We start from the raw sequence: 19,776 nt of genomic DNA on the forward strand, positions 1-19,776 counted from the left end.
CCGCCGGACAATCTTTCAGGTAGGGCCCCGACATGTGTCGGGGCCCTACCTGCATTTCTGGAGCTTTTCGCCGCCGGCCAGTCGGCTCCCAAGACGCTGACCCACCCTCTGCCGCTTCCACGGCCCACGCTTCGACCCACGTGGGAAGCGGTCGCGGTGGTCAGTAGGGTTGAGGGGTGGACTTTCGTGCAGTTGAACGCGCGATCATGGAGCGTGGCGTCGAGTGGGATTTCGAGCCGACGCTGGACCGGATCGCGGCCCTGGTGGATCTGCTCGGCTCCCCGCAGCGGGCCTATCCCGTCATTCACATCGCGGGCACCAACGGTAAGACGAGCACGGCGCGCCTGACCGAAGCGCTGCTCAAGGAGCGCAACCTGCGGGTGGGCCGCTTCACCAGCCCACACCTGGTGTCGATGCGCGAGCGGATCACGATCGACGGTGAGCCGCTGAGCGAGGAGCGCTTCGCCGAGGTCTATGAGGAGATCGCGCCGTACGTCGAGCTGGTCGACACGCAGGGGCGGCGGATCCAGTTCTTCGAGCTGCTCACGGCCATGGCGTTCGCCGCCTTCGCCGACACGCCGATCGATGTGGCGGTCGTCGAGGCCGGCATGGGCGGTTCCTGGGACGCCACGAATGTCGCCGACGGGACCGTGGCCGTCATCACTCCGATCTCGCTGGATCACACCGACCGGCTGGGTCCCGACATCCCGAGCATCGCGAACGAGAAGGCGGGCATCATCAAGGCCGGCAGCACTACGGTGCTGGCGCAGCAGCAGCTGCCCGCCGCCGAGGTGCTGATGCGCCGGGCCGCCGATGAGGGCGCGGTGGTGGCCCGTGAAGGGCTGGAGTTCGGCGTGCTGAGCCGTGAGGTGGCGCTGGGCGGCCAGCTGCTCACCCTGCGAGGCTTGAAGGGCGTCTACGACGAGGTCTTCCTGCCGCTCTATGGCACCCATCAGGCGAGCAACGCCGTGTGCGCGCTGGCCGCGGTGGAGGCGCTGACCGGCGGCGACGATCCGCTGGACGTGGAGCTGGTGCGGCAGGCGTTCGCCCAGGTGACCTCGCCGGGCCGGCTGGAGGTCGTACGCCGTAATCCGACTGTCGTGGTGGATGCCGCGCACAATCCGGGTGGCATGGAGGCGGCTCTGGAGTCGCTGCAGGAGGCGTTCGGCTTCGAGAAGGTCATCGCCGTCGTGGGAGTCATGGCGGACAAGGATGTCGACGGGCTGCTGGAGCTGCTGGAGCCGATGGTGGACGAGATCGTCGTCACCCGTAATTCGTCGCCCAGGTCCCTGTCTCCTGACGAGCTGGCGGCGCTGGCCGTGCCGCTCTTCGGTGAGGACCGGGTGCATGTGGTGGAGCGCCTGGACGAGGCCATCGACGAGGCGATCGGCATGGCGGACGCCGAAGGGGAGTTCAGCGGCACCGGGGTGCTGATCACCGGGTCCGTGGTCACGGCGGGGGATGCCCGCCACCTGCTGAAGGCGGAGGGCGCCTGATGGGCTCGCCGCTGTCGTTCCAGGTTACGCCGGGTATGCGCAGGCTGGGGTCGAGCGTGCTCGGGATGGAGGCGATCGTCACAGCGCTGATGACTCCGGTGGCGATCTCCGTCGGCGGGGTCGCGCCGGCGCTGGCGGTGACGGTCGGCATCGGGCTGGCCGTGCTGTGCGTGGTCGCCGCGGGGTTGCTCAAGCATCCGGCCGGATACATCTTGGGGAGTGTCGTGCAGGTTCTGGCGATCTGCTCCGGTTTCATGGTGACGGCGATGTTCTTCCTGGGTGCGCTCTTCACGGCGTTGTGGATCACGGCGATATTCGTCGCTCGCCGTGTCGAGGGCGTGACTTCCCGCTAAAGTCGAGCCTCATGGCCGTCCCCTCAATTCATCGGTCCGCGGATGCGGCTGAGTCCGGCACGCGGCTCGGATGGTTCTCCGACGCCGTGCTCGCGCTGCTCATCGTGGCCGCGCTGCCGCTGGCGATCGTCGCCATCCCCAACACCGTGTCCGTCGTCGCGGCGCTGCTGCCCGACGGGATAGATCGCGTGGAGCTGATGCGGGCCCACGGGCTCGCCCTTCCGGCGATGATGCTGACCGTGCCGTTCGCCGCCTTGGCGCTGCGCCGGGTCGGAGCCGCTCATCTCCTGGTCGGCGGGCTGGCGCTGCTGGCGGTCGCCGACGCGGCGGGTGGTTACGCCGGGTCGGTCTTCCTGGTCGGCGTGCTGCGCGTGGCCCACGGCATCGGAGCGGGGCTGCTGCTGCCCGCCACCCTGGTCGCCGTCTGGGCGCGGCCGCCCGTGCTGCGCGCCCTGTGGGCCGGCATGCTGGCGCTGAGCCTGCTGGGCGCCCAGGCCCTGGCGTTGTGGCCGCTTGACGGGGTGACGCGCTGGCAGGTCACGCTGCAGCCGTTCCCGCTGCTGACCGGCATCGCGCTCGCGCTCGCCGCCGTCTACTTCGTGCTGTGGATGACCGCGGGACGGCCCGCGGCGCCGGTGGCGCTGTTCGAGGAGCGCGGCCGACTGCTGAAGGCCACCGCGCCCGCGGCCGGCATCGCGGTGCTCGCGATCAGCACCGCGAGTCAGGACTGGCGTGCCGAGCTGGTGATCCTGCTGGCGGTGCTGGCCATCGCGGGCGTGCTCGCGCTGGCGTCCACCGGTGACCGCGCGGGCCGTGCGTCGTCGTACACGATGGTGGCGGTCGGGGTGGTGCTGTTGCCCAGCATCGCTCAGGTGACGTACGTGGAGATGCGTGGGCTCGGCGGGCCCGGGTTGTCGGGGTTGTGGCTGCCGTTCTGTGTGGCGGCGCTGCTGGCGGTGGCGGCCGCGGTGCTGGTGCGGGTGTTCGCCGTCGCACACACCTGGGTCACGTCGCTCGGGCTGCTGGCGATGCTGGCGGGGCTTTCCTCGATGCGGTTCCTGACGCCGTCGCCGGAGGGGCTGGTGCTGGTCGTGCCATTCGCCCTGCTCGCGGTCGGCGCCTCGGTGGCGCTCACGGCGGTGCTCGGTCAGGCGGGGGTGGGGACGGCGCTGTTCGCGCTGGCGTTGTGCCTGCCTGCCGTGCTCGCCGGCTATCTGCTGGGCACGGGGGTGCAGCTGACGATGCTGCGGGGCGTCACCTCGGCGCAGGAGCTCGTCGACAGCTTCGTCTCCGCGCTGCACCTGTGGGCGCTGGTCGGCGGGTTCCTCATGGTGGTGGTGATCGTCATGGCCGCGCTGCTGTCCGGCCGTGCCCGTGCCACGCAGGAGGCCGGCCGCGAGCGGCAGGATGACGTACGTGAAAGCGGTGCGGTCGCGCCTGTGCCGGCGCCCGCGCCGTCGCCGGAGGACGGCGCTTCGGCGTAGCGGCCGAAACTGGAGAACCGCCGCGGGACGGTAAGCTGAGCCGCAGTTCAAGCGACGCGGCGGCGTTCTTCCGAGCCGGGCCGCGACCAGACCTGTCTCAAAGGAGAATTCCACGTGTCCGAGCGCACTCTTGTCCTGATCAAGCCCGACGGGGTCAAGCGCGGCCTCATCGGCGACGTGATCGCCCGTGTGGAGCGCAAGGGCCTCAAGGTCGTGGCGATGGACCTGCGCACCCTCGACGTCGACACCGCCAAGGCGCACTACGCCGAGCACTCCGAGCGGCCGTTCTTCGGCGAGCTCGTCGAGTTCATCACCTCGGCCCCGCTGGTGGCGCTGGTGCTCGAGGGCCCCCGGGCCGTCGAGGCGTTCCGCGCGCTGGCCGGTCTCACCGACCCGGTGAAGTCGGCTCCCGGCACGATCCGCGGCGACCACGCCCTCGAGATCGGCGAGAACGTCGTCCACGGCTCCGACTCGCCCGAGTCGGCCGCCAGGGAGATCAAGATCTTCTTCCCCGACCGCTTCTGAGCCTCGCCGGGGAGCCGATCTCCCCACTGTATGTGGTGCCCGCCGGCCTTGTGCCGAGCGGGCACTTCTCGTTTCCGGCCCGAGAAGTGCCCAGCTCCGGCATACCGGGCAAAGATGGAGTTGGCTGAGGGGCGCGAGAATTTTGTGGGGCACACGGGCTCATTGCGCGGCCTGGTGGGTACGTCACGTTACGATTCGAATTCGATCCGTAGTCATTCGGCGAACGACGTCACGGAAGGCTCCGTTCCCCATGGGCAGCAAGCTCGCCTTTCTCGGCCGTGACATGGCGGTCGACCTCGGTACCGCAAACACACTGGTCTACGTGCGCGGCCGCGGCATCGTGCTCAACGAGCCGTCGGTCGTCGCCATCAACACTGCCACCGGCAGGATCGTCGCGGTCGGCATCGAGGCCAAACGCATGATCGGCCGGACACCCGGCAACATCGTCGCGGTCCGGCCGCTCAAGGACGGCGTGATCGCGGACTTCGACGTAACCGAGCGAATGCTGCGATATTTCATCCAGAGGGTGCATAAACGCCGCCATTTCGCGAAGCCGCGCATCATCATCGCCGTCCCCAGTGGCATCACCAGCGTGGAGCAGCGGGCTGTCAAGGAGGCGGGCTACCAGGCGGGCGCGCGAAAGGTCTACATCGTCGAGGAGCCCATGGCCGCGGCGATCGGGGCGGGTCTGCCGGTGCACGAGCCGACCGGGAACATGGTGGTGGACATCGGCGGCGGCACCACCGAGGTGGCGATCATCTCGATGGGCGGCGTGGTGACCAGCCAGTCGATCAGGGTCGGCGGTGACGAGCTGGACCAGGCGGTGATCACCTTCGTCAAGAAGGAGTTCTCGCTCATGCTCGGCGAGCGCACCGCCGAGGAGATCAAGATGGCGATCGGCTCGGCCTTCCCCTGTGACGGTGAGGCACACGCCGAGATCCGCGGGCGTGACCTGGTCAGCGGCTTGCCCAAGACGATCGTGGTGTCCGGTGAGGAGATCCGCAAGGCCACCGAGGAGCCGGTCAACGCGATCGTGGACGCGGTCAAGACGACGCTCGACAGATGCCCGCCGGAGTTGTCCGGCGATCTGATGGACCGCGGCATCGCCCTCACCGGCGGCGGCGCGCTGCTCAGGGGCATGGACGAGCGGGTCAAGGCGGAGACGGGCATGCCGGTGCATCTGGTGGAGAACGCGCTCGACTCGGTCGCGCTCGGCTCGGGCAGGTGTGTGGAGGACTTCGAGGCACTGCAGCAGGTGCTGGTGCCGGAGTCGCGACGCTGATGAGGGACTCGCGCCACGCACGGCTGATCCTGGGACTGCTACTGACGGCGGCGCTGGTCATGCTGACGGTGGACCACCGCACCGGCGAGGACTCGCCGATGCGACAGCTGCGCGCCGCCGGCGCGTGGGCGTTCGGTACGACGGAGCAGGTGGGCGGAGCCGTGACCCGGTCCGTGGGCGGGTTCGTGCACGGGGTCATCACCGCTCCGCGCGCCCGTGAGGACATCGCGCGGCTCAAGAAGGACAACGCCGAGCTGCGCGCCCGCCTGGCGGCCAACAAGCTTGACGAGACCCGATCCACCGAGCTCAAACGGCTGCTGGGACTCGCCGGGCTCGGCGGCTACAAGGTCGTGACGGCCAATGTGATCGCCAGGCGCGGCGAACCGGGCTTCGAGGACGCCGTCGAGCTCGACGCCGGCACCGACGACGGCGTGCGCGCCGACATGACCGTGCTCAACGGCGACGGGCTGATCGGCCGGGTCGTGCACGCGTCCAGCCGTACGTCGACCGTGGTGCTGCTGAGCGACCCGGCCTCCGCCGCCGGCGCGCGGCTGGAGGGCGGTCAGGAGATCGGCGTCGTGCACGGAGTGGGGGAGAACGGCCGGCTCCTGCGCTTCCGGCTGCTCGACTCGACGGCGCCGATGACCAGAGGCGGGCGCCTGGTCAGTTTCGGGTCGCACCATGGCGCGCCGTACGTGCCGGGGGTGCCGATCGGGGTGATCGAACGGGTGGAGCCGACGCCGGGCGCGCTGACCAGGATCGCCTACGCCAAGCCGTTCGCGGACCTCACGGCGCTGGACGTGGTCGGCGTGGTGGTGCGGGGTCCCGCGCGCGACCCGAGAGACGCGGTGCTGCCGCGCAGGGAGGGAGCACGATGACCGGAATCGTGGTCATAGTCGCGGCGGTGCTGGCGCAGGTCATGCTGGTGAACCAGCTGCCGTTGCCGGCGGGGGGCGCGCCGGACCTGGTGCTGCTGGCCGTGGTGGGCGTGGCGCTGCTGCGCGGGCCGGTGGCCGGGGCGGTGATCGGGTTCTGCACGGGGCTGCTGGTGGACATCGTGCCGCCGACGGCGCATCTGGCGGGGCTGTACGCGTTCGTCTTCGCGCTGGTCGGTTATGTGGCGGGGCGCGGCGCCGGCGGCCGGGTCGCCACCGTCGTGCTGTGCGTGCTGCTCGCGCCCCTGCTGGCGGCGGCGGTCGGCGGGCTGCTCACCGATCCGAGGGTGACGGTCGCCACGCTGACCGAGCAGGTGCCCGTGACCATCGTGTACACGCTCGTGCTGGCCCCCGTGGTGATCTGGCTGACCACCCGCGTCAGGCAGCAGCAGCCGAGGTACACGATATGACGAGGATGCGGACCAGGCTGATCGTGCTGCAGGCGCTGGTGCTGATCCTGCTCGCGGCGCTGACCGTGCGGCTGTGGCAGGTGCAGGTCGTCCGGGGGCCGGAGCTGATGAATCGGGCGACCGAGACCCGGACGAGGGTCGTGATCGTGCCGGCCGTCAGGGGCCAGATCCTCGACTCGTCGGGCCGCCCGCTGGTGCGCAACAAGACCGCGCTGGTCGTCTCGGTGGACCGGACCGGCCTCACCAGGATGAAGGACCAGGGGCGGAAGGTGCTGGGCAAACTGTCGCAGGTGCTCGGCAGGCCGGTCGCCCACCTGGCCAAGCGGATCACGCCCTGCGGGCCGAAGGTGCCCAAGCCCTGCTGGACCGGCTCCCCGTACCAACCCGTCCCGCTCGACGAGAAGGTCGACACCCGCGAGGCGCTGCAGATCCTGGAGCGGCAGGAGGAGTTTCCCGGGGTTTCGGCGGAGATCCATGCCGTCAGGGAATATCCGGGCGGCCGGGCCGGGGCGCAGATGCTCGGCTACCTGTCTCCGGTCACCGAGGCCGAGCTGGAGAAGCGGGTCGGGCTGAAGGCCACGTTCTCCGGCGTGGACCTGGCCGGTCGTGAGGGCATCGAGTACGTCTACGACGAGGAGCTGCGGGGCAAGGCGGGGCTGCGCCGGGTGCAGGTGGACCGGATGGGCAAGGCTCTGGGCGTGGAGCAGGAGGTGGAGCCGGTCGCCGGCGACCATCTCGTGACCAGCATCGACTCCCGCATCCAGGCCGTGACGGAGAAGGCGCTGCAGAGGGCGATGAAGTCCGCGCCGCAGGCCGACGGCGGCGCCGCCGTGGTGCTCGACCCGCAGACCGGGCGGGTGCTGGCGCTGTCCAGTGCGCCCGACTATGACCCGGCGGTCTGGGCGGGCGGCATCTCCGAGCGGATGTACCGCCACCTGCTGTCGGAAAAGTCGGGCAAGCCGCTGGTGTCGCGGGCGATCAACGGGCAGTTCGCGCCCGGCTCGACGTTCAAGGTGTCGTCGGTGACGTCGATGCTGCGGGCCGGCTATCCGCTGAACGGGAAGTACAGCTGCCCGGGCTCGGTCAACGTGGGCGGCAGGGCCTTCAACAACTTCCGCGGCATCCCCCTCGGCACGTTGTCGCTGCACCTGGCGCTGGTGAAGTCGTGCGACACGATCTTCTACCGGGCGGCCTTCGAGGAGTACACGCGCGACGGCGGCCGCAGCCCGAAGAAGAACGCCAAGGAGGTGTTCGCCAACACGGCCAGGAAGTTCGGGTTCGGCAGCCCGACCGGGATCGACCTGCCGGGCGAGTCGTCGGGGCGCATCCCCGACCGCCGCTGGAAGAAGGAGACGTGGGCGCTGACCAGCGCCACCAACTGCAAGCGGGCCGGCACCGGCTACCCCGAGGTGAAGGACGCGGCGCGGGCGGCCTTTCTCAAGCGCCTGGCGCACGAGAACTGCACCGAAGGGTTCGTGCTGCGGCCCGGTGACTCGGCCAACTTCTCCATCGGGCAGGGCGACGTGCTGGTGACGCCGCTGCAGCTCGCCAGGGCGTACGCGGCGCTGGTGACCGACGGCAAGGTGCGCAGCCCGCGCATCGGGTGGGCGCTGGTGCGGCCTGACGGCAAGGTGGTCAAGAAGGTCCCCGTCCCGGTGGTGGGCAAGCTGCCCCTCCAGGAGAAGGAGCGGCTCTACATCAAGAACGCGCTGAGCCAGGTGGCCTCCGACGGCACCGCGGCCGGGGCGTTCAGCGGGTTCCCGATGGACAAGGTGCGCATCGGCGGCAAGACCGGTACGGCGGAGGTCTGGGGCAAGACTGACACCTCCTGGTTCGCCTCCTTCGCGCCGACGAAGAACCCGCGCTTCGTCGTGGTCGTCATGGTCTCGCAGGGTGGGATGGGCGCCCAGACCGCCGCCCCCGCCGCCCGGGAGATCTACGAGGGCATCTTCGGCATCAAGAAGCCCGCCGCGCTGCCCGGCGGCAAGCCCGTGTCGAAGCTGCCGGCGTTCGCTCCCGACGGAACGGTGATCAGGGAATGACCAGCGGGGCCCTGAGGGGCAGGCGGCGCTCGCTCGCCCGGCGGGCGTTCGGCCCGGAGTCGATCGTGTGGCGGCTGGACGGGGTGCTGCTGGTCGCGGTCATCGCGCTGTCGGTGATCGGAGCTCTGCTGGTGTGGTCGTCGACCAGGACGTGGGCGCCCGGCTCCACCGGGCTGCTGAAGAAGCACCTGCTCAACCAGGGCATCGGGGTGTTCCTGTGCGCCGGGGTGTCGATGATGGACTATCGGGCGGTGCGGGCGTACGCGCCGCTGGTCTTCCTGGTCTCGCTGATAGGGCTGGGGCTGGTGCTCACGCCGCTGGGGGCGACGATCAACGGCTCGCACTCGTGGATCCTGCTGGGCGGCGGGTTCGCGGTGCAGCCTTCGGAGTTCGCCAAGGTCGGTTTGCTGCTGATCACGTCCATGCTGCTCGCCCAGCCTGTCGAGGGCACCGATCGGCCGCGTGGCCTCGACGTGCTGCTCGCGCTGGTGGTGGCGGCGATGTCACTGGCGCTGGTCATGCTGCAGCCCGACCTGGGCACCGCGCTGGTGCTGGCGGCGATCTCGGCCTCCGCCCTGATGATCTCGGGAGTACGTAAGCGGGTGATCGCCCTGCTGACGCTGGTCGGCGTGGCCGGGGTGGCCAGCGTGTTCTTCTTCGAGCTGCTGGAGCCGTACCAGCTCGCGCGTTTCACCGCTTTCCTCGACCCGAGCGTCGACCCGCGCGGGGTCGGCTACAACAGCACGCAGTCGCTCATCGCGATCGGCTCCGGGCAACTGTTCGGCAAAGGACTGCTGGGGGGTGGGCAGACGACGGGCAGGTTCGTGCCGGAGCAGCACACCGACTTCATCTTCACCGTGGCGGGCGAGGAGTTCGGCTTCCTGGGGGCGGCGACGGTCGTGCTGCTGATCGGCGTGGTGCTGCTGCGCGGCCTGAAGATCGCCAGGCAGTGTGACGACAGGTTCGGGACGCTGGTCGCGGGCACGATCGTGTGCTGGTTCGCGTTCCAGATGTTCGTGAATGTGGGGATGACGATCGGCATCATGCCGATCACCGGGTTGCCGCTGCCGTTCGTCTCCTACGGTGGCACCGCCACGTTCGCGAACCTGATCGCGGTGGGGTTGCTGCAGGGCATCAGGGTGCGCGAGCAGCAGTCGTACGCCTAGGAGGGGCGTGTGACGAGTACCGGCCATGTCATGGGCCCCGCTAGTGTGGGACGTATGCCTGTCGAGTCGATTTTTCCCCGCCTGGAAGCGCTGCTGCCGAAGGTGCAGAAGCCCATCCAGTATGTCGGGGGTGAGCTCAACTCGACGGTGAAGGACTGGGACACCACCGACGTGCGCTGGGCGCTGATGTACCCGGACGCCTACGAAGTCGGGCTGCCCAACCAGGGTGTCGCGATTCTCTACGAAATCCTCAACGAGCTGCCCGCCACGCTGGCCGAGCGCACCTACGCCGTCTGGCCCGACCTTGAGGCGCTGATGCGCGCCGAGGGCGTGCCGCAGTTCACCGTCGACGCCCACCGGCCGGTGCGTGCCTTCGACGTGCTGGGCCTGTCGTTCTCCACCGAGCTCGGCTACACCAACATGCTGACCGCGCTGGATCTGGCCGGCATCCCGTTGCTGGCCGCGGACCGGGGCGAGGACGATCCGATCGTGCTCGCGGGCGGTCATGCCGCCTTCAACCCCGAGCCGGTCGCCGAGTTCCTGGACGCGGCGGTGCTGGGCGACGGGGAGCAGATCGCGATCGCCATCTCCGAGGTCATCCGGGAGTGGAAGAGCGAGGGCAAGCCCGGCGGGCGGGACGAGCTGCTGATGCGGCTGGCCGAGTCCGGCGGGGTTTATATCCCGAAATTTTATGATGTGGACTATCACCCTGATGGTCGCATCAAGCGCGTGGCGCCCAACCGGGCCGACGTGCCGTGGCGGGTGCACAAGCACACCGTCATGGACCTCGACGAGTGGCCCTACCCGAAGAAGCCGCTGGTCCCGCTGGCCGAGACGGTGCACGAGCGGTTCAGCGTGGAGATCTTCCGCGGCTGCACCCGCGGCTGCCGGTTCTGCCAGGCCGGGATGATCACCCGTCCGGTGCGCGAGCGCTCGATCACCACGATCGGCGCCATGGTCGAGAACGGCATCAAGGAGTCCGGCTTCAACGAGGTCGGCCTGCTGTCGCTGTCGTCCGCCGACCACAGCGAGATCGGCGAGGTCGCCAAGGGCCTGGCCGACCAGTACGAAGGCACCAACACCTCGCTGTCGCTGCCCTCCACCCGCGTCGACGCCTTCAACATCGACCTGGCCAACGAGTTCTCCCGCAACGGCAGGCGCTCCGGCCTCACCTTCGCTCCCGAAGGCGGCTCCGAGCGGCTGCGCAAGGTGATCAACAAGATGGTCACCGAGGAAGACCTCATCCGCACCGTCACCGCCGCCTACTCCCAGGGCTGGCGGCAGGTGAAGCTCTACTTCATGTGCGGCCTGCCCACCGAGACCGACGAGGACGTGCTCGGCATCGCCGACCTGGCCAAGAAGGTCATCAAGGCGGGCCGCGAGGCCAGCGGGTCGCGCGACATCCGGTGCACCGTCTCCATCGGCGGGTTCGTGCCCAAGCCGCACACCCCGTTCCAGTGGGCGGGGCAGGCCGACCACGAGACCGTGGACCGGCGGCTCAAGGCGCTGCGCGAGTCGTTCAGGTCAGACAGGGAATACAGCCGGGCCATCGGCTTCCGCTACCACGACGGCAAGCCGTCGATCGTCGAAGGCATGCTCTCGCGCGGCGACCGCCGGATCGGCGCCGTCATCCGGAACGTCTGGGAGGACGGCGCGCGCTTCGACGGCTGGAGCGAGCACTTCTCCTACGAGCGGTGGATGGCGGCGGCGGCCAAGGCCGGCGTCGACGTCGACTGGTACACCGTGCGCGAACGCGAGGAGAACGAGGTCCTGCCCTGGGACCACCTCGACGCGGGGCTCGACCGGGAGTGGCTCTGGCAGGACTGGCAGGAGGCCGTCAACGGCGGCGAGGTCGAGGACTGCCGCTGGACCCCCTGCTACGACTGCGGCGTCTGTCCCACCATGGGGACGGAGATCCAGATCGGTCCGACCGGTAAGAAACTCCTTCCCCTGACCGTCGTCTAGCGGCGCTGAGTGCGCGCCCGGTGTCTCGCCGTACATGATCCTGAGCCGGGCAGGCCTCCGGGCGGCATATCCTGAGACGAAGGAACTGCGACAAGGGAAGGACGACAAGGCTCTGAAACCTGTTCCAGATGGGCCTCCGCCCGCGCCAACGGTGCAGCGCCTGCGTGTGCGCTACGCCAAGCGCGGACGCCTGCGCTTCACCAGTCACCGCGACATCTCGCGGGCCGTCGAAAGAGCGGTCCGCCGTGCCGACATTCCGGTGGCTTACAGTGCGGGCTTCTCGCCTCATCCGAAGATCTCCTACGCGGGAGCGGCGCCGACCGGCGTTGCCAGCGAAGCCGAATACCTCGAGATCGGCGTCACGACGCCGTGCGATCCGCAGCAGGTCAGGACCGACCTTGACGGATCGCTGCCGCCGGGCCTGGATGTGCTCGACGTTGTCGAGGCCGGCCCCGGCGCGCTGGCCGACCGCCTGGAAGTCTCCGAGTGGGAGGTGCGCCTGCGTGATGCCGATCGCGACCTCGCCGTGACAGCGGTGGAGAAGTTTCTCGCGGCCGGCACCGTGGAGGTCGAGCGCCTCATGAAGAAGGGGCCACGCCGCTTCGACGCTCGGGAGGCCGTGCTGAGACTCACGGTGCCCGAGGGAGCAGAGGGAACAGAGGGAACTGCAGCTCAGGTGGCTGGACAGTCGTGTGTCATACTGCGCATGGTTGTTCGGCACATGACGCCTGCCGTTCGACCCGACGATGTGCTCACAGGGCTGCGCCTTGTGGCCGACTTCGCGCCGCCGGTCCCCCCCGAGGTGACCAGGCTGGCGCAGGGGCCGCTGGACGACAGCACCGGTGCGCTTGCCGACCCGCTCGACCTGGACCGCGAGACTACGCGCGGCGGCGAGGCGGGACCGGCGGGTGAGCACGACGTCGGTTAAGGAAGGCGCCCCGCGGGGCGCTACCACTGACAGGACTTGGCGCCATGCCCTCGAATGGGGGCGTGGCGGACAACGAGACACGATGGCTCCTGCGCGGCGCGGCGACGCGCCCGGGGGCTGACGGGAGAGCGCCCGCATGCTCGACGAGAACGAGCCCAACGCCGGGGCCATTGGCCCCGACGGGGAGACAACAGAACAGACCACGGTGACCAGGCGCCGCCGAGCGGCCAGCCGACCGGCCGGTCCGCCACCCGAGCTGCCCGAGCAGCCGGTTTCGGCGCCGGCCACCGCCCTCGCCGCACAGGCCGCCCCCTCGGTGACCGAGGGACGGTCCGTGCCCAGCACGGCGGCGGCGCAGCGCGCCGCCGGCACACCCGACGAGCCCCCCGCGAGCACGTCCGGTACGTCCGCTGCAGGTGCGTCCGGACTTTCCGGTACGTCCACCGCTGTGGGTACGCCCGCCGCTGTAGGTATGTCCGCCACTGAGCCGCAGGCGTCCGACGTTTCCGCTGAGGCGGTGGTCAGCCCGGTCGAGGAGGCCGTGGCCGCTGCGGTGGAGGCGGACAAGCCCAAGCGGGGCGCGCGGACCCGGTCGACCGTGACCACGACGCGCCGCCGTACCAGCAAGAAGGTCGAGGAGGCCGCTGCGGACGGCGCCGCCGGGGCGCAGGACGCCCTCAGTGGCGCGGACAGCGCCGCGCAGGCCGCCGGCGTGGCGGAGAGCCCGGCGGACGCCGGCGCCGTCGAGGGTGGCGAGCAGGCCGCTGAGGAGGCCCCCGCCAGGCGGCGCCGCACCCGGAAGAAGCCGGAGGCCGAACTGGACGCGACGCGCCTGTCGGCCGATTCCGCCGAGGCGGACCTGGCGGGCGCCGAGCGTGCCGGGACCGGCGGGGCGAGTGCGGCGCGTGCCGGGACCGTACCGGCTGATGAAGCGGTGGCGGCGCAGGCTGCTGCCGGTGTCGGTGAGGCGGCCGCGCGGCGAGCCGGCGGAGCTGACGCCGACGAGGACATTCTGGAGATTCTGCCCGAGGACGAGCCGCTCGACGACGAGCCCGCCGGGGAGGACCTGGACGAGGAGGACAAGCCGAATCTGCTGTCCGACCCGTTCGGGCTGACCGTGCGCAGGCAGGACCAGCCGGGGACGGCCTTCCAGCGGCCCGCGGCCATCTTCGCGCCGCTGTTCCAGGCGCCCGACCCGACGCAGGCCAAGCCGGTGCGCCCGGAGCCGCAGCCCCAGGCGCAGCTGGAGCCGGTCGCCGAGGTGAGCGTGGAGACGGCCGAGGAGGCCGGCGCCGAGGACGAGAGCGACCTCGACGGCTCCGACGAGCAGGACGATGAGGGCGGCAGCCGCCGCCGGCGTCGCCGCAGGGGCGGCCGGGGCCGTGGCAAGTCGCGTGAGCGTGATGATGCCGAGGACGACGGCGAGGACGCCGAGGACGGCGAAGAGGAGGGCGAGGAGGAGCAGCCCGAGGAGTCCCAGGAAGAGGGCACCGGCTCCCGTCGCCGTCGCCGCAGGCGCAGGCGTGGCTCCGACGAGGAGGTCGCCGAGCCCGCTGGGGACGACCCGCCCAACACGGTCGTGCGCATCCGCGCGCCTCGCTCGGGACGCGCCGCCTCGCAGGACGTGGCCACCGACGGTGTGACGAGCGTGCGCGGCTCCACCCGGCTGGAGGCCAAGAAGCAGCGCCGCCGCGAGGGCCGCGAGCTGGGCCGCAGGCGTCCGCCGATCATCACCGAGTCGGAGTTCCTGGCCCGCCGGGAGTCCGTCGACCGGATGATGGTGGTGCGCCGTACGGGCGACCGCACGCAGATCGCGGTGCTGGAGGACGGCGTGCTCGTCGAGCACTACGTCAACCGGGAGGCCAGCCAGTCCTACGTCGGCAACGTCTATCTGGGCAAGGTCCAGAACGTGCTGCCGTCGATGGAGGCCGCCTTCGTCGACATCGGCAAGGGCCGCAACGCCGTCCTCTACGCCGGTGAGGTCAACTTCGACACCGCCGGCATGGAAGGCCAGCCCAAGCGCATCGAGTCGGCGCTGAAGTCCGGCCAGTCGGTGCTGGTGCAGGTCACCAAGGACCCGATCGGTCACAAGGGCGCCCGCCTGACCTCGCAGATCAGCCTGCCCGGCCGCTACCTGGTCTACGTGCCCGACGGCTCGATGACCGGGATCAGCCGCAAGCTGCCCGACAAGGAGCGCACCCGGCTCAAGAGCATCCTGAAGAAGGTCATGCCCGAGAACGCCGGCGTGATCGTCCGCACGGCGGCGGAGGGCGCCTCGGAGGAGGAGCTGGCCCGCGACGTGGCCCGCCTGTCGGCGCAGTGGGAGGCCATCCAGAAGAAGGCCAAGAACGCCAGCCCGCCCGAGCTCCTGTCGGCCGAGCCGGACCTGACCGTCCGGGTCGTCCGTGACGTCTTCAACGAGGACTTCACCTCGCTGGTCGTCCAGGGCGAGGACGCCTGGGAGACGGTCGACGAGTACGTCCAGTACGTCGCGCCGCACCTGGGCGAGCGGCTGTCGAAGTGGGACGGCGAGCAGGGCGACGTGTTCGAGTCGTACCGGATCGACGAGCAGCTCGGCAAGGCGATGGAGCGCAAGGTGTGGCTGCCGAGCGGCGGCTCCCTGGTGATCGACCGGACCGAGGCGATGACCGTCGTCGACGTCAACACCGGCAAGTTCACCGGCCAGGGCGGCAACCTGGAGGAGACCGTCACCCGCAACAACCTGGAGGCGGCCGAGGAGATCGTCCGCCAGCTCAGGTTGCGCGACATCGGCGGCATCATCGTCATCGACTTCATCGACATGGTGCTGGAGTCCAACCGCGATCTGGTGCTGCGGCGGATGCTGGAGTGCCTGGCGCGCGACAGGACCAAGCACCAGGTGGCCGAGGTGACGTCGCTGGGTCTGGTCCAGATGACGCGTAAGCGGGTCGGTCAGGGCCTCCTGGAGGCGTTCTCGACGCCATGTGACTGCTGCAACGGGCGTGGCCTGATCGTCTCCACGGAGCCGGTCGAGCACAAGCCCGAGCCGCGTGGCACCCAGGGCAAGATGGCGGTGGAGAAGGCGGTCTCGGAGAAGGTCTCCGCGGCCAAGGACTCCGCAGGTCGTGATACCGTGACCGATGCGCTTGAAGACGTCCCGGCTGAGGACGACCAGGCCGGCCAGACATCCGGCAGGGGGCGGCGACGCTCCCGCCGAGCCAGGTCCGGCGAGTAGCAGCGCTGCTCGGTGGACTGTCCGATGAATCGTCCGGTTCGCCTAGGGCGCCGTTAATCCGGTACCCTAGACAACCGGTGCGTCGGGTGACGTGCCCTGTTGGCGCGCCCCACGGTTCGTCGGTTCCAGATGAGCCGAATGACGGGCGCAGCATTCGGAGTCAACGGCCATTCCGCATGGGATGGCCGGTGTTCGCAACAGTGAGTCAGTAGAAGGGTTCCGCGGTGTACGCGATCGTTCGTTGCGGCGGCAGGCAGCAGAAGGTCTCCGTCGGTGACGTCCTCGAAGTGGACAAGGTCGCCGGCGATGTCGGCTCTTCGGTTTCGCTGCCGACGGTGCTCGTCGTCAACGACGGCGATGTCACCACGGAGGCGGGCAAGTTCATGGTCAGCGCCGAGATCCTCGGTGAGACCAAGGGCCCCAAGATCCGCATCCTCAAGTACAAGAACAAGACCGGTTACAAGAAGCGCCAGGGGCACCGTCAGCGGTACACCCAGGTGAAGATCACCGGTATCGACCAGGCCTGATCGGGAGCTAGAGAGATGGCACACAAGAAGGGCGCGTCGTCCACCCGGAACGGCCGCGACTCCAACGCTCAGCGCCTGGGCGTCAAGCGCTTCGGCGGCCAGCTGGTCAACGCGGGCGAGATCATCGTCCGTCAGCGTGGCACCCACTTCCACCCCGGCGACAACGTCGGCCGTGGTGGCGATGACACGCTGTTCGCGCTGTCCGCGGGCCACGTGCAGTTCGGCACCAAGCGCGGTCGTCGCGCCGTGAGCATCGTCCCCGTCGCGGAGTAAATACGCCGCGTCGCGGGTTGTAGAAAGGGTGGATCGCCTGCCGATCCACCCTTTCGCTGTTTGGGGCGCGGCGCCGTGACCGGTGCCGCGCCTCTGCTTGAGGCAGGACCCGCCGTTGGCGAGGTCGCATGAGGCGCCCCCAGGGGCCGATGGAGGAGAAGCGGAAATGCCGGACTTCGTGGACCAGGTGATCCTGCATGTCAGGGCCGGTGACGGGGGGAACGGCTGCGCCTCCGTGCACCGGGAGAAGTTCAAGCCGCTGGGCGGCCCCGACGGCGGCGACGGCGGGCGCGGCGGCGACGTGATCCTCGAAGTGGATCCCAACACCGCCACCCTGCTCGAATACCACTACCGCCCGCACCGCAAGGCCGACAAGGGCAAGCAGGGCCAGGGCTCCAACCGGGACGGGGCCAACGGCGGGGACGTGATCCTGCCGGTGCCCAGCGGGACCGTCGTCAAGGACGCCCAGACCGGCGAGGTGCTGGTCGACCTGGTGGGCGTGGGGACGCGTTACGTGATCGCGCAGGGGGGCCACGGGGGGCTCGGCAACGCCGCGCTGGCCAGCGCCAAGCGGAAGGCACCCGGGTTCGCGCTGCTCGGCGAGCCCGGTGACGAGCTGGACGTCATGCTGGAGCTCAAGAGCGTCGCCGACGTGGCGCTGGTCGGCTTCCCGAGTGCGGGCAAGTCGTCGCTGATCGCGGCGCTGAGCGCGGCCAAGCCCAAGATCGCCGATTACCCGTTCACCACCCTGATCCCCAACCTGGGCGTGGTGACGGCGGGCGAGGACATCTTCACCGTCGCCGACGTGCCGGGGCTGATCCCGGGCGCCTCCGAGGGCAAGGGACTGGGCCACGAGTTCCTGCGCCACGTCGAGCGGTGCGACATGCTCGTGCACGTCATCGACTGCGCCACCATGGAGCCGGGGCGCGACCCCGTCACCGACTACGAGGTGATCGAGGCCGAGCTGCACGCCTATGGCAAGCTCGAAGGCCGCCCGCGCATGGTCGTGCTGAACAAGTCGGACGTGCCCGACGCCCGCGAGCTGGCCGAGCTGGTGCGCCCCGAGTTCGAGGCGCGGGGGCTGCGGGTCTTCACCGTGTCCGCCGCCACCCACGACGGGCTGCGCGAGCTGACCTTCGCGATGGGGGAGTGGGTGACCGCGGCCCGCGCCAACCGGCCGGTCGAGGAGCCGACGCGGCTGGTCATCAGGCCCAAGCAGCTCGGCGAGGCCGGATTCCGGGTGCGCCGGGTGAACGACGGCATGTTCCAGGTGACCGGCGAGAAGCCGGAGCGGTGGATCAGGCAGACCGACTTCACCAACGACGAGGCCGTGGGCTATCTCGCCGACCGGCTGGAGCGGCTCGGCGTGGAGCAGGAGCTGGTCAAGGCCGGCGCCACCGCCGGGGCGGAGGTCGTGATCGGGCCGATGGAGGGCGGGTACGTCTTCGACTGGCAGCCCACCCTCAATGCCGAGGCGGTGCGGCAGGGACCGCGCGGCTCCGACAACCGGCTGATGTGACGGCCGCCGGCGGGCGGTGAACGGCAGGTGTACCGGCGGACGGTGAGCCAGGCCGAGAGCGGCTGATGTGACGGCCGCCGGCAGCGGCTGGTGTGACGGCCGCCGGCAGCGGCTGGTGTGCCGGCTGCCGGCCGACCATCGCGCGGGTGGCTGCTGGCGCGTGGGTGTGGGACAGCCTCGGATAGGGTTTGGACGTGCGTGAACAGCTCAGCTCAGCGTCCAAGGTCGTCGTCAAGGTCGGATCGTCCTCGCTCACCACGCCCGCGGGCACGATCGACGTGGACCGGGTCGACGCGCTCGTGGACGTGCTCGCGACCCGCCGCCGCGCGGGCACGCAGATCGTGCTGGTCTCGTCCGGGGCGATCGCGGCGGGTCTCGGCCCGCTCGGACTGGCCTCGCGACCTCGCGACCTCGCCACGCAGCAGGCCGCCGCGTCGGTCGGCCAGGGCGTGCTGGTCGCCCGCTACACCTCCTCCTTCGCGCGGTACGGCCTGCGCGTCGGACAGGTGCTGCTGACCGCCGACGACATGATGCGGCGGGCCCACCACGCCAACGCCCAGCGGACCCTGGACCGGCTGCTGGATCTCGACATCGTGCCGATCGTCAACGAGAACGACACCGTCGCCACCGACGAGATCCGCTTCGGCGACAACGACCGGCTGGCCGCCCTGGTCACGCACCTCATCAGGGCCGACGCGCTGGTCCTGCTCTCCGACGTGGACGCGCTGTACGACGGCCCGCCGAGCCGTGCCGGGTCGCGCCGGCTGGCGGAGATCCGCGGGCCGGAGGACCTGGTGGGTGTCGAGCTCGGCAGGAGCGGCGGCCGGGTCGGCACCGGCGGCATGATCACCAAGGTGCAGGCGGCCAAGATCGCCACCGGCGCGGGCGTGCCGGTGGTGCTGACCGCAGCCGCGCACGCCGCCCAGGCGCTGGCCGGCGCCGACGTCGGCACCTTCTTCCACCCGGGTGGCCGCCATCCGGGCACCCGGCTGCTGTGGCTGGCCCACGCGGCCACCGGGCGCGGGCGGCTGCATCTCGACGCGGGCGCGGTCGAGGCCGTCGTCACCCGGCGCAAGTCGCTGCTGCCCGCCGGGGTCACCTCGGTCGAGGGCGAGTTCGCCGCGGGCGACCCGGTCGACCTGTGCGGGCCGCGCGGCCGGGTGCTGGCGCGCGGACTGGTCAACTTCGACGCCGGCGAGATCCCCGAGCTGCTCGGGCGCTCCACCAAAGAGCTGGCCGTCACCCTCGGTCCGGAATATGAACGCGAGCTGATTCACCGTGACGACATCGTCATACTGGAGTCCACCAGCTGAGGTCCGACGACGAGTACACGCGGAGTGAAGGCGTCAACGACCCCGGTCTGAAGGCCGGAGCTTGAGGGACCGCTAGGTGCTTTGAGCTCGTATTGACCAGCCCGAGCCATCACGAACAGGAGGTGCATCCTTGATGGCTACGTTTCACGTAGGACAGCAGACCCACCGGCAGGTGCTTCCTCAGCCTGCCGCTCTGGAATCGGTGTCAGCAGACAACCCGGGTCGGGACGAAACGGGACACCGGCGCCCCCGCGATGGGGTATCCGGCGTGGAACATGGGCGAGGGGAGACCCGCCGTACCGTACCAGGCGGTGGGCGTTACCCCGAGGCGTCGCACGACGTCG

At 70.2% G+C, this 19,776-nt stretch carries 16 protein-coding genes; all 16 read left to right on the plus strand.

The window, feature by feature from the left end; all coding sequences use genetic code 11:
- Positions 1-206: 206 nt before the first annotated feature.
- The 16 genes from IEY87_RS43020 (at position 207) to proB (ending at position 19,432) form a co-directional block, all read left to right on the plus strand.
- The gene (locus IEY87_RS43020) at positions 207-1,496 is read left to right on the plus strand and encodes a bifunctional folylpolyglutamate synthase/dihydrofolate synthase (protein ID WP_189144749.1); all 1,290 of its coding nucleotides are present in this window, start codon (positions 207-209) and stop codon (positions 1,494-1,496) included.
- Complete coding sequence (locus IEY87_RS43025; RefSeq protein WP_225278217.1) at positions 1,496-1,849, plus strand: DUF4233 domain-containing protein; 354 nt, start codon at positions 1,496-1,498, stop codon at positions 1,847-1,849. Before IEY87_RS43020 ends, IEY87_RS43025 begins: the two co-directional genes overlap by 1 nt.
- An 11-nt stretch (positions 1,850-1,860) precedes the next feature.
- Positions 1,861-3,333: a hypothetical protein gene (locus IEY87_RS43030; protein ID WP_189144675.1), complete on the plus strand. Its 1,473-nt coding sequence runs from the start codon at positions 1,861-1,863 to the stop codon at positions 3,331-3,333.
- Between the two features lie 114 nt (positions 3,334-3,447).
- A complete protein-coding gene (gene ndk, locus IEY87_RS43035) occupies positions 3,448-3,858 on the plus strand; it encodes a nucleoside-diphosphate kinase (RefSeq protein WP_157246518.1) in 411 nt (136 codons plus the stop codon).
- Between the two features lie 250 nt (positions 3,859-4,108).
- Positions 4,109-5,140, plus strand: a complete 1,032-nt coding sequence (locus tag IEY87_RS43040) for a rod shape-determining protein (RefSeq protein WP_189144676.1) — start codon at positions 4,109-4,111, stop codon at positions 5,138-5,140.
- Positions 5,140-6,018, plus strand: a complete 879-nt coding sequence (gene mreC / locus IEY87_RS43045) for a rod shape-determining protein MreC (RefSeq protein ID WP_189144677.1) — start codon at positions 5,140-5,142, stop codon at positions 6,016-6,018. The genes IEY87_RS43040 and mreC overlap by 1 nt, the downstream gene beginning before the upstream one ends.
- Positions 6,015-6,485 carry a rod shape-determining protein MreD gene (gene mreD, locus IEY87_RS43050; RefSeq protein WP_189144678.1) on the plus strand — a complete coding sequence of 157 codons (471 nt, stop codon included), beginning with the start codon at positions 6,015-6,017 and terminating at the stop codon, positions 6,483-6,485. The genes mreC and mreD overlap by 4 nt, the downstream gene beginning before the upstream one ends.
- Positions 6,482-8,527 carry a penicillin-binding protein 2 gene (gene mrdA, locus IEY87_RS43055; RefSeq protein ID WP_189144679.1) on the plus strand — a complete coding sequence of 682 codons (2,046 nt, stop codon included), beginning with the start codon at positions 6,482-6,484 and terminating at the stop codon, positions 8,525-8,527. Before mreD ends, mrdA begins: the two co-directional genes overlap by 4 nt.
- On the plus strand, positions 8,524-9,693 hold the full coding sequence (gene rodA, locus IEY87_RS43060) for a rod shape-determining protein RodA (RefSeq protein ID WP_189144680.1): 1,170 nt from the start codon (positions 8,524-8,526) through the stop codon (positions 9,691-9,693). The genes mrdA and rodA overlap by 4 nt, the downstream gene beginning before the upstream one ends.
- 54 nt (positions 9,694-9,747) lie before the next feature.
- Complete coding sequence (locus IEY87_RS43065; RefSeq protein WP_189144681.1) at positions 9,748-11,658, plus strand: TIGR03960 family B12-binding radical SAM protein; 1,911 nt, start codon at positions 9,748-9,750, stop codon at positions 11,656-11,658.
- 151 nt (positions 11,659-11,809) lie between these two features.
- Complete coding sequence (locus IEY87_RS43070; protein WP_225278218.1) at positions 11,810-12,586, plus strand: TIGR03936 family radical SAM-associated protein; 777 nt, start codon at positions 11,810-11,812, stop codon at positions 12,584-12,586.
- 136 nt (positions 12,587-12,722) lie between these two features.
- The gene (locus tag IEY87_RS43075) at positions 12,723-15,800 is read left to right on the plus strand and encodes a ribonuclease E/G (RefSeq protein ID WP_308113018.1); all 3,078 of its coding nucleotides are present in this window, start codon (positions 12,723-12,725) and stop codon (positions 15,798-15,800) included.
- Between the two features lie 224 nt (positions 15,801-16,024).
- Positions 16,025-16,327, plus strand: a complete 303-nt coding sequence (rplU, locus tag IEY87_RS43080) for a 50S ribosomal protein L21 (protein WP_189144683.1) — start codon at positions 16,025-16,027, stop codon at positions 16,325-16,327.
- A gap of 15 nt (positions 16,328-16,342) precedes the next feature.
- Positions 16,343-16,600, plus strand: coding sequence for a 50S ribosomal protein L27 (gene rpmA / locus IEY87_RS43085; RefSeq protein ID WP_189144684.1), 258 nt, complete (start codon positions 16,343-16,345; stop codon positions 16,598-16,600).
- A gap of 166 nt (positions 16,601-16,766) precedes the next feature.
- Complete coding sequence (gene obgE / locus IEY87_RS43090; RefSeq protein WP_189144685.1) at positions 16,767-18,119, plus strand: GTPase ObgE; 1,353 nt, start codon at positions 16,767-16,769, stop codon at positions 18,117-18,119.
- A 194-nt stretch (positions 18,120-18,313) separates the two neighbouring features.
- On the plus strand, positions 18,314-19,432 hold the full coding sequence (proB, locus tag IEY87_RS43095) for a glutamate 5-kinase (protein WP_372462298.1): 1,119 nt from the start codon (positions 18,314-18,316) through the stop codon (positions 19,430-19,432).
- The last annotated feature ends 344 nt before the right edge of the window (positions 19,433-19,776 follow it).

It is taken from the genome of Nonomuraea glycinis (assembly GCF_014646515.1).
GTDB classification, from domain to species: domain Bacteria; phylum Actinomycetota; class Actinomycetes; order Streptosporangiales; family Streptosporangiaceae; genus Nonomuraea; species Nonomuraea glycinis.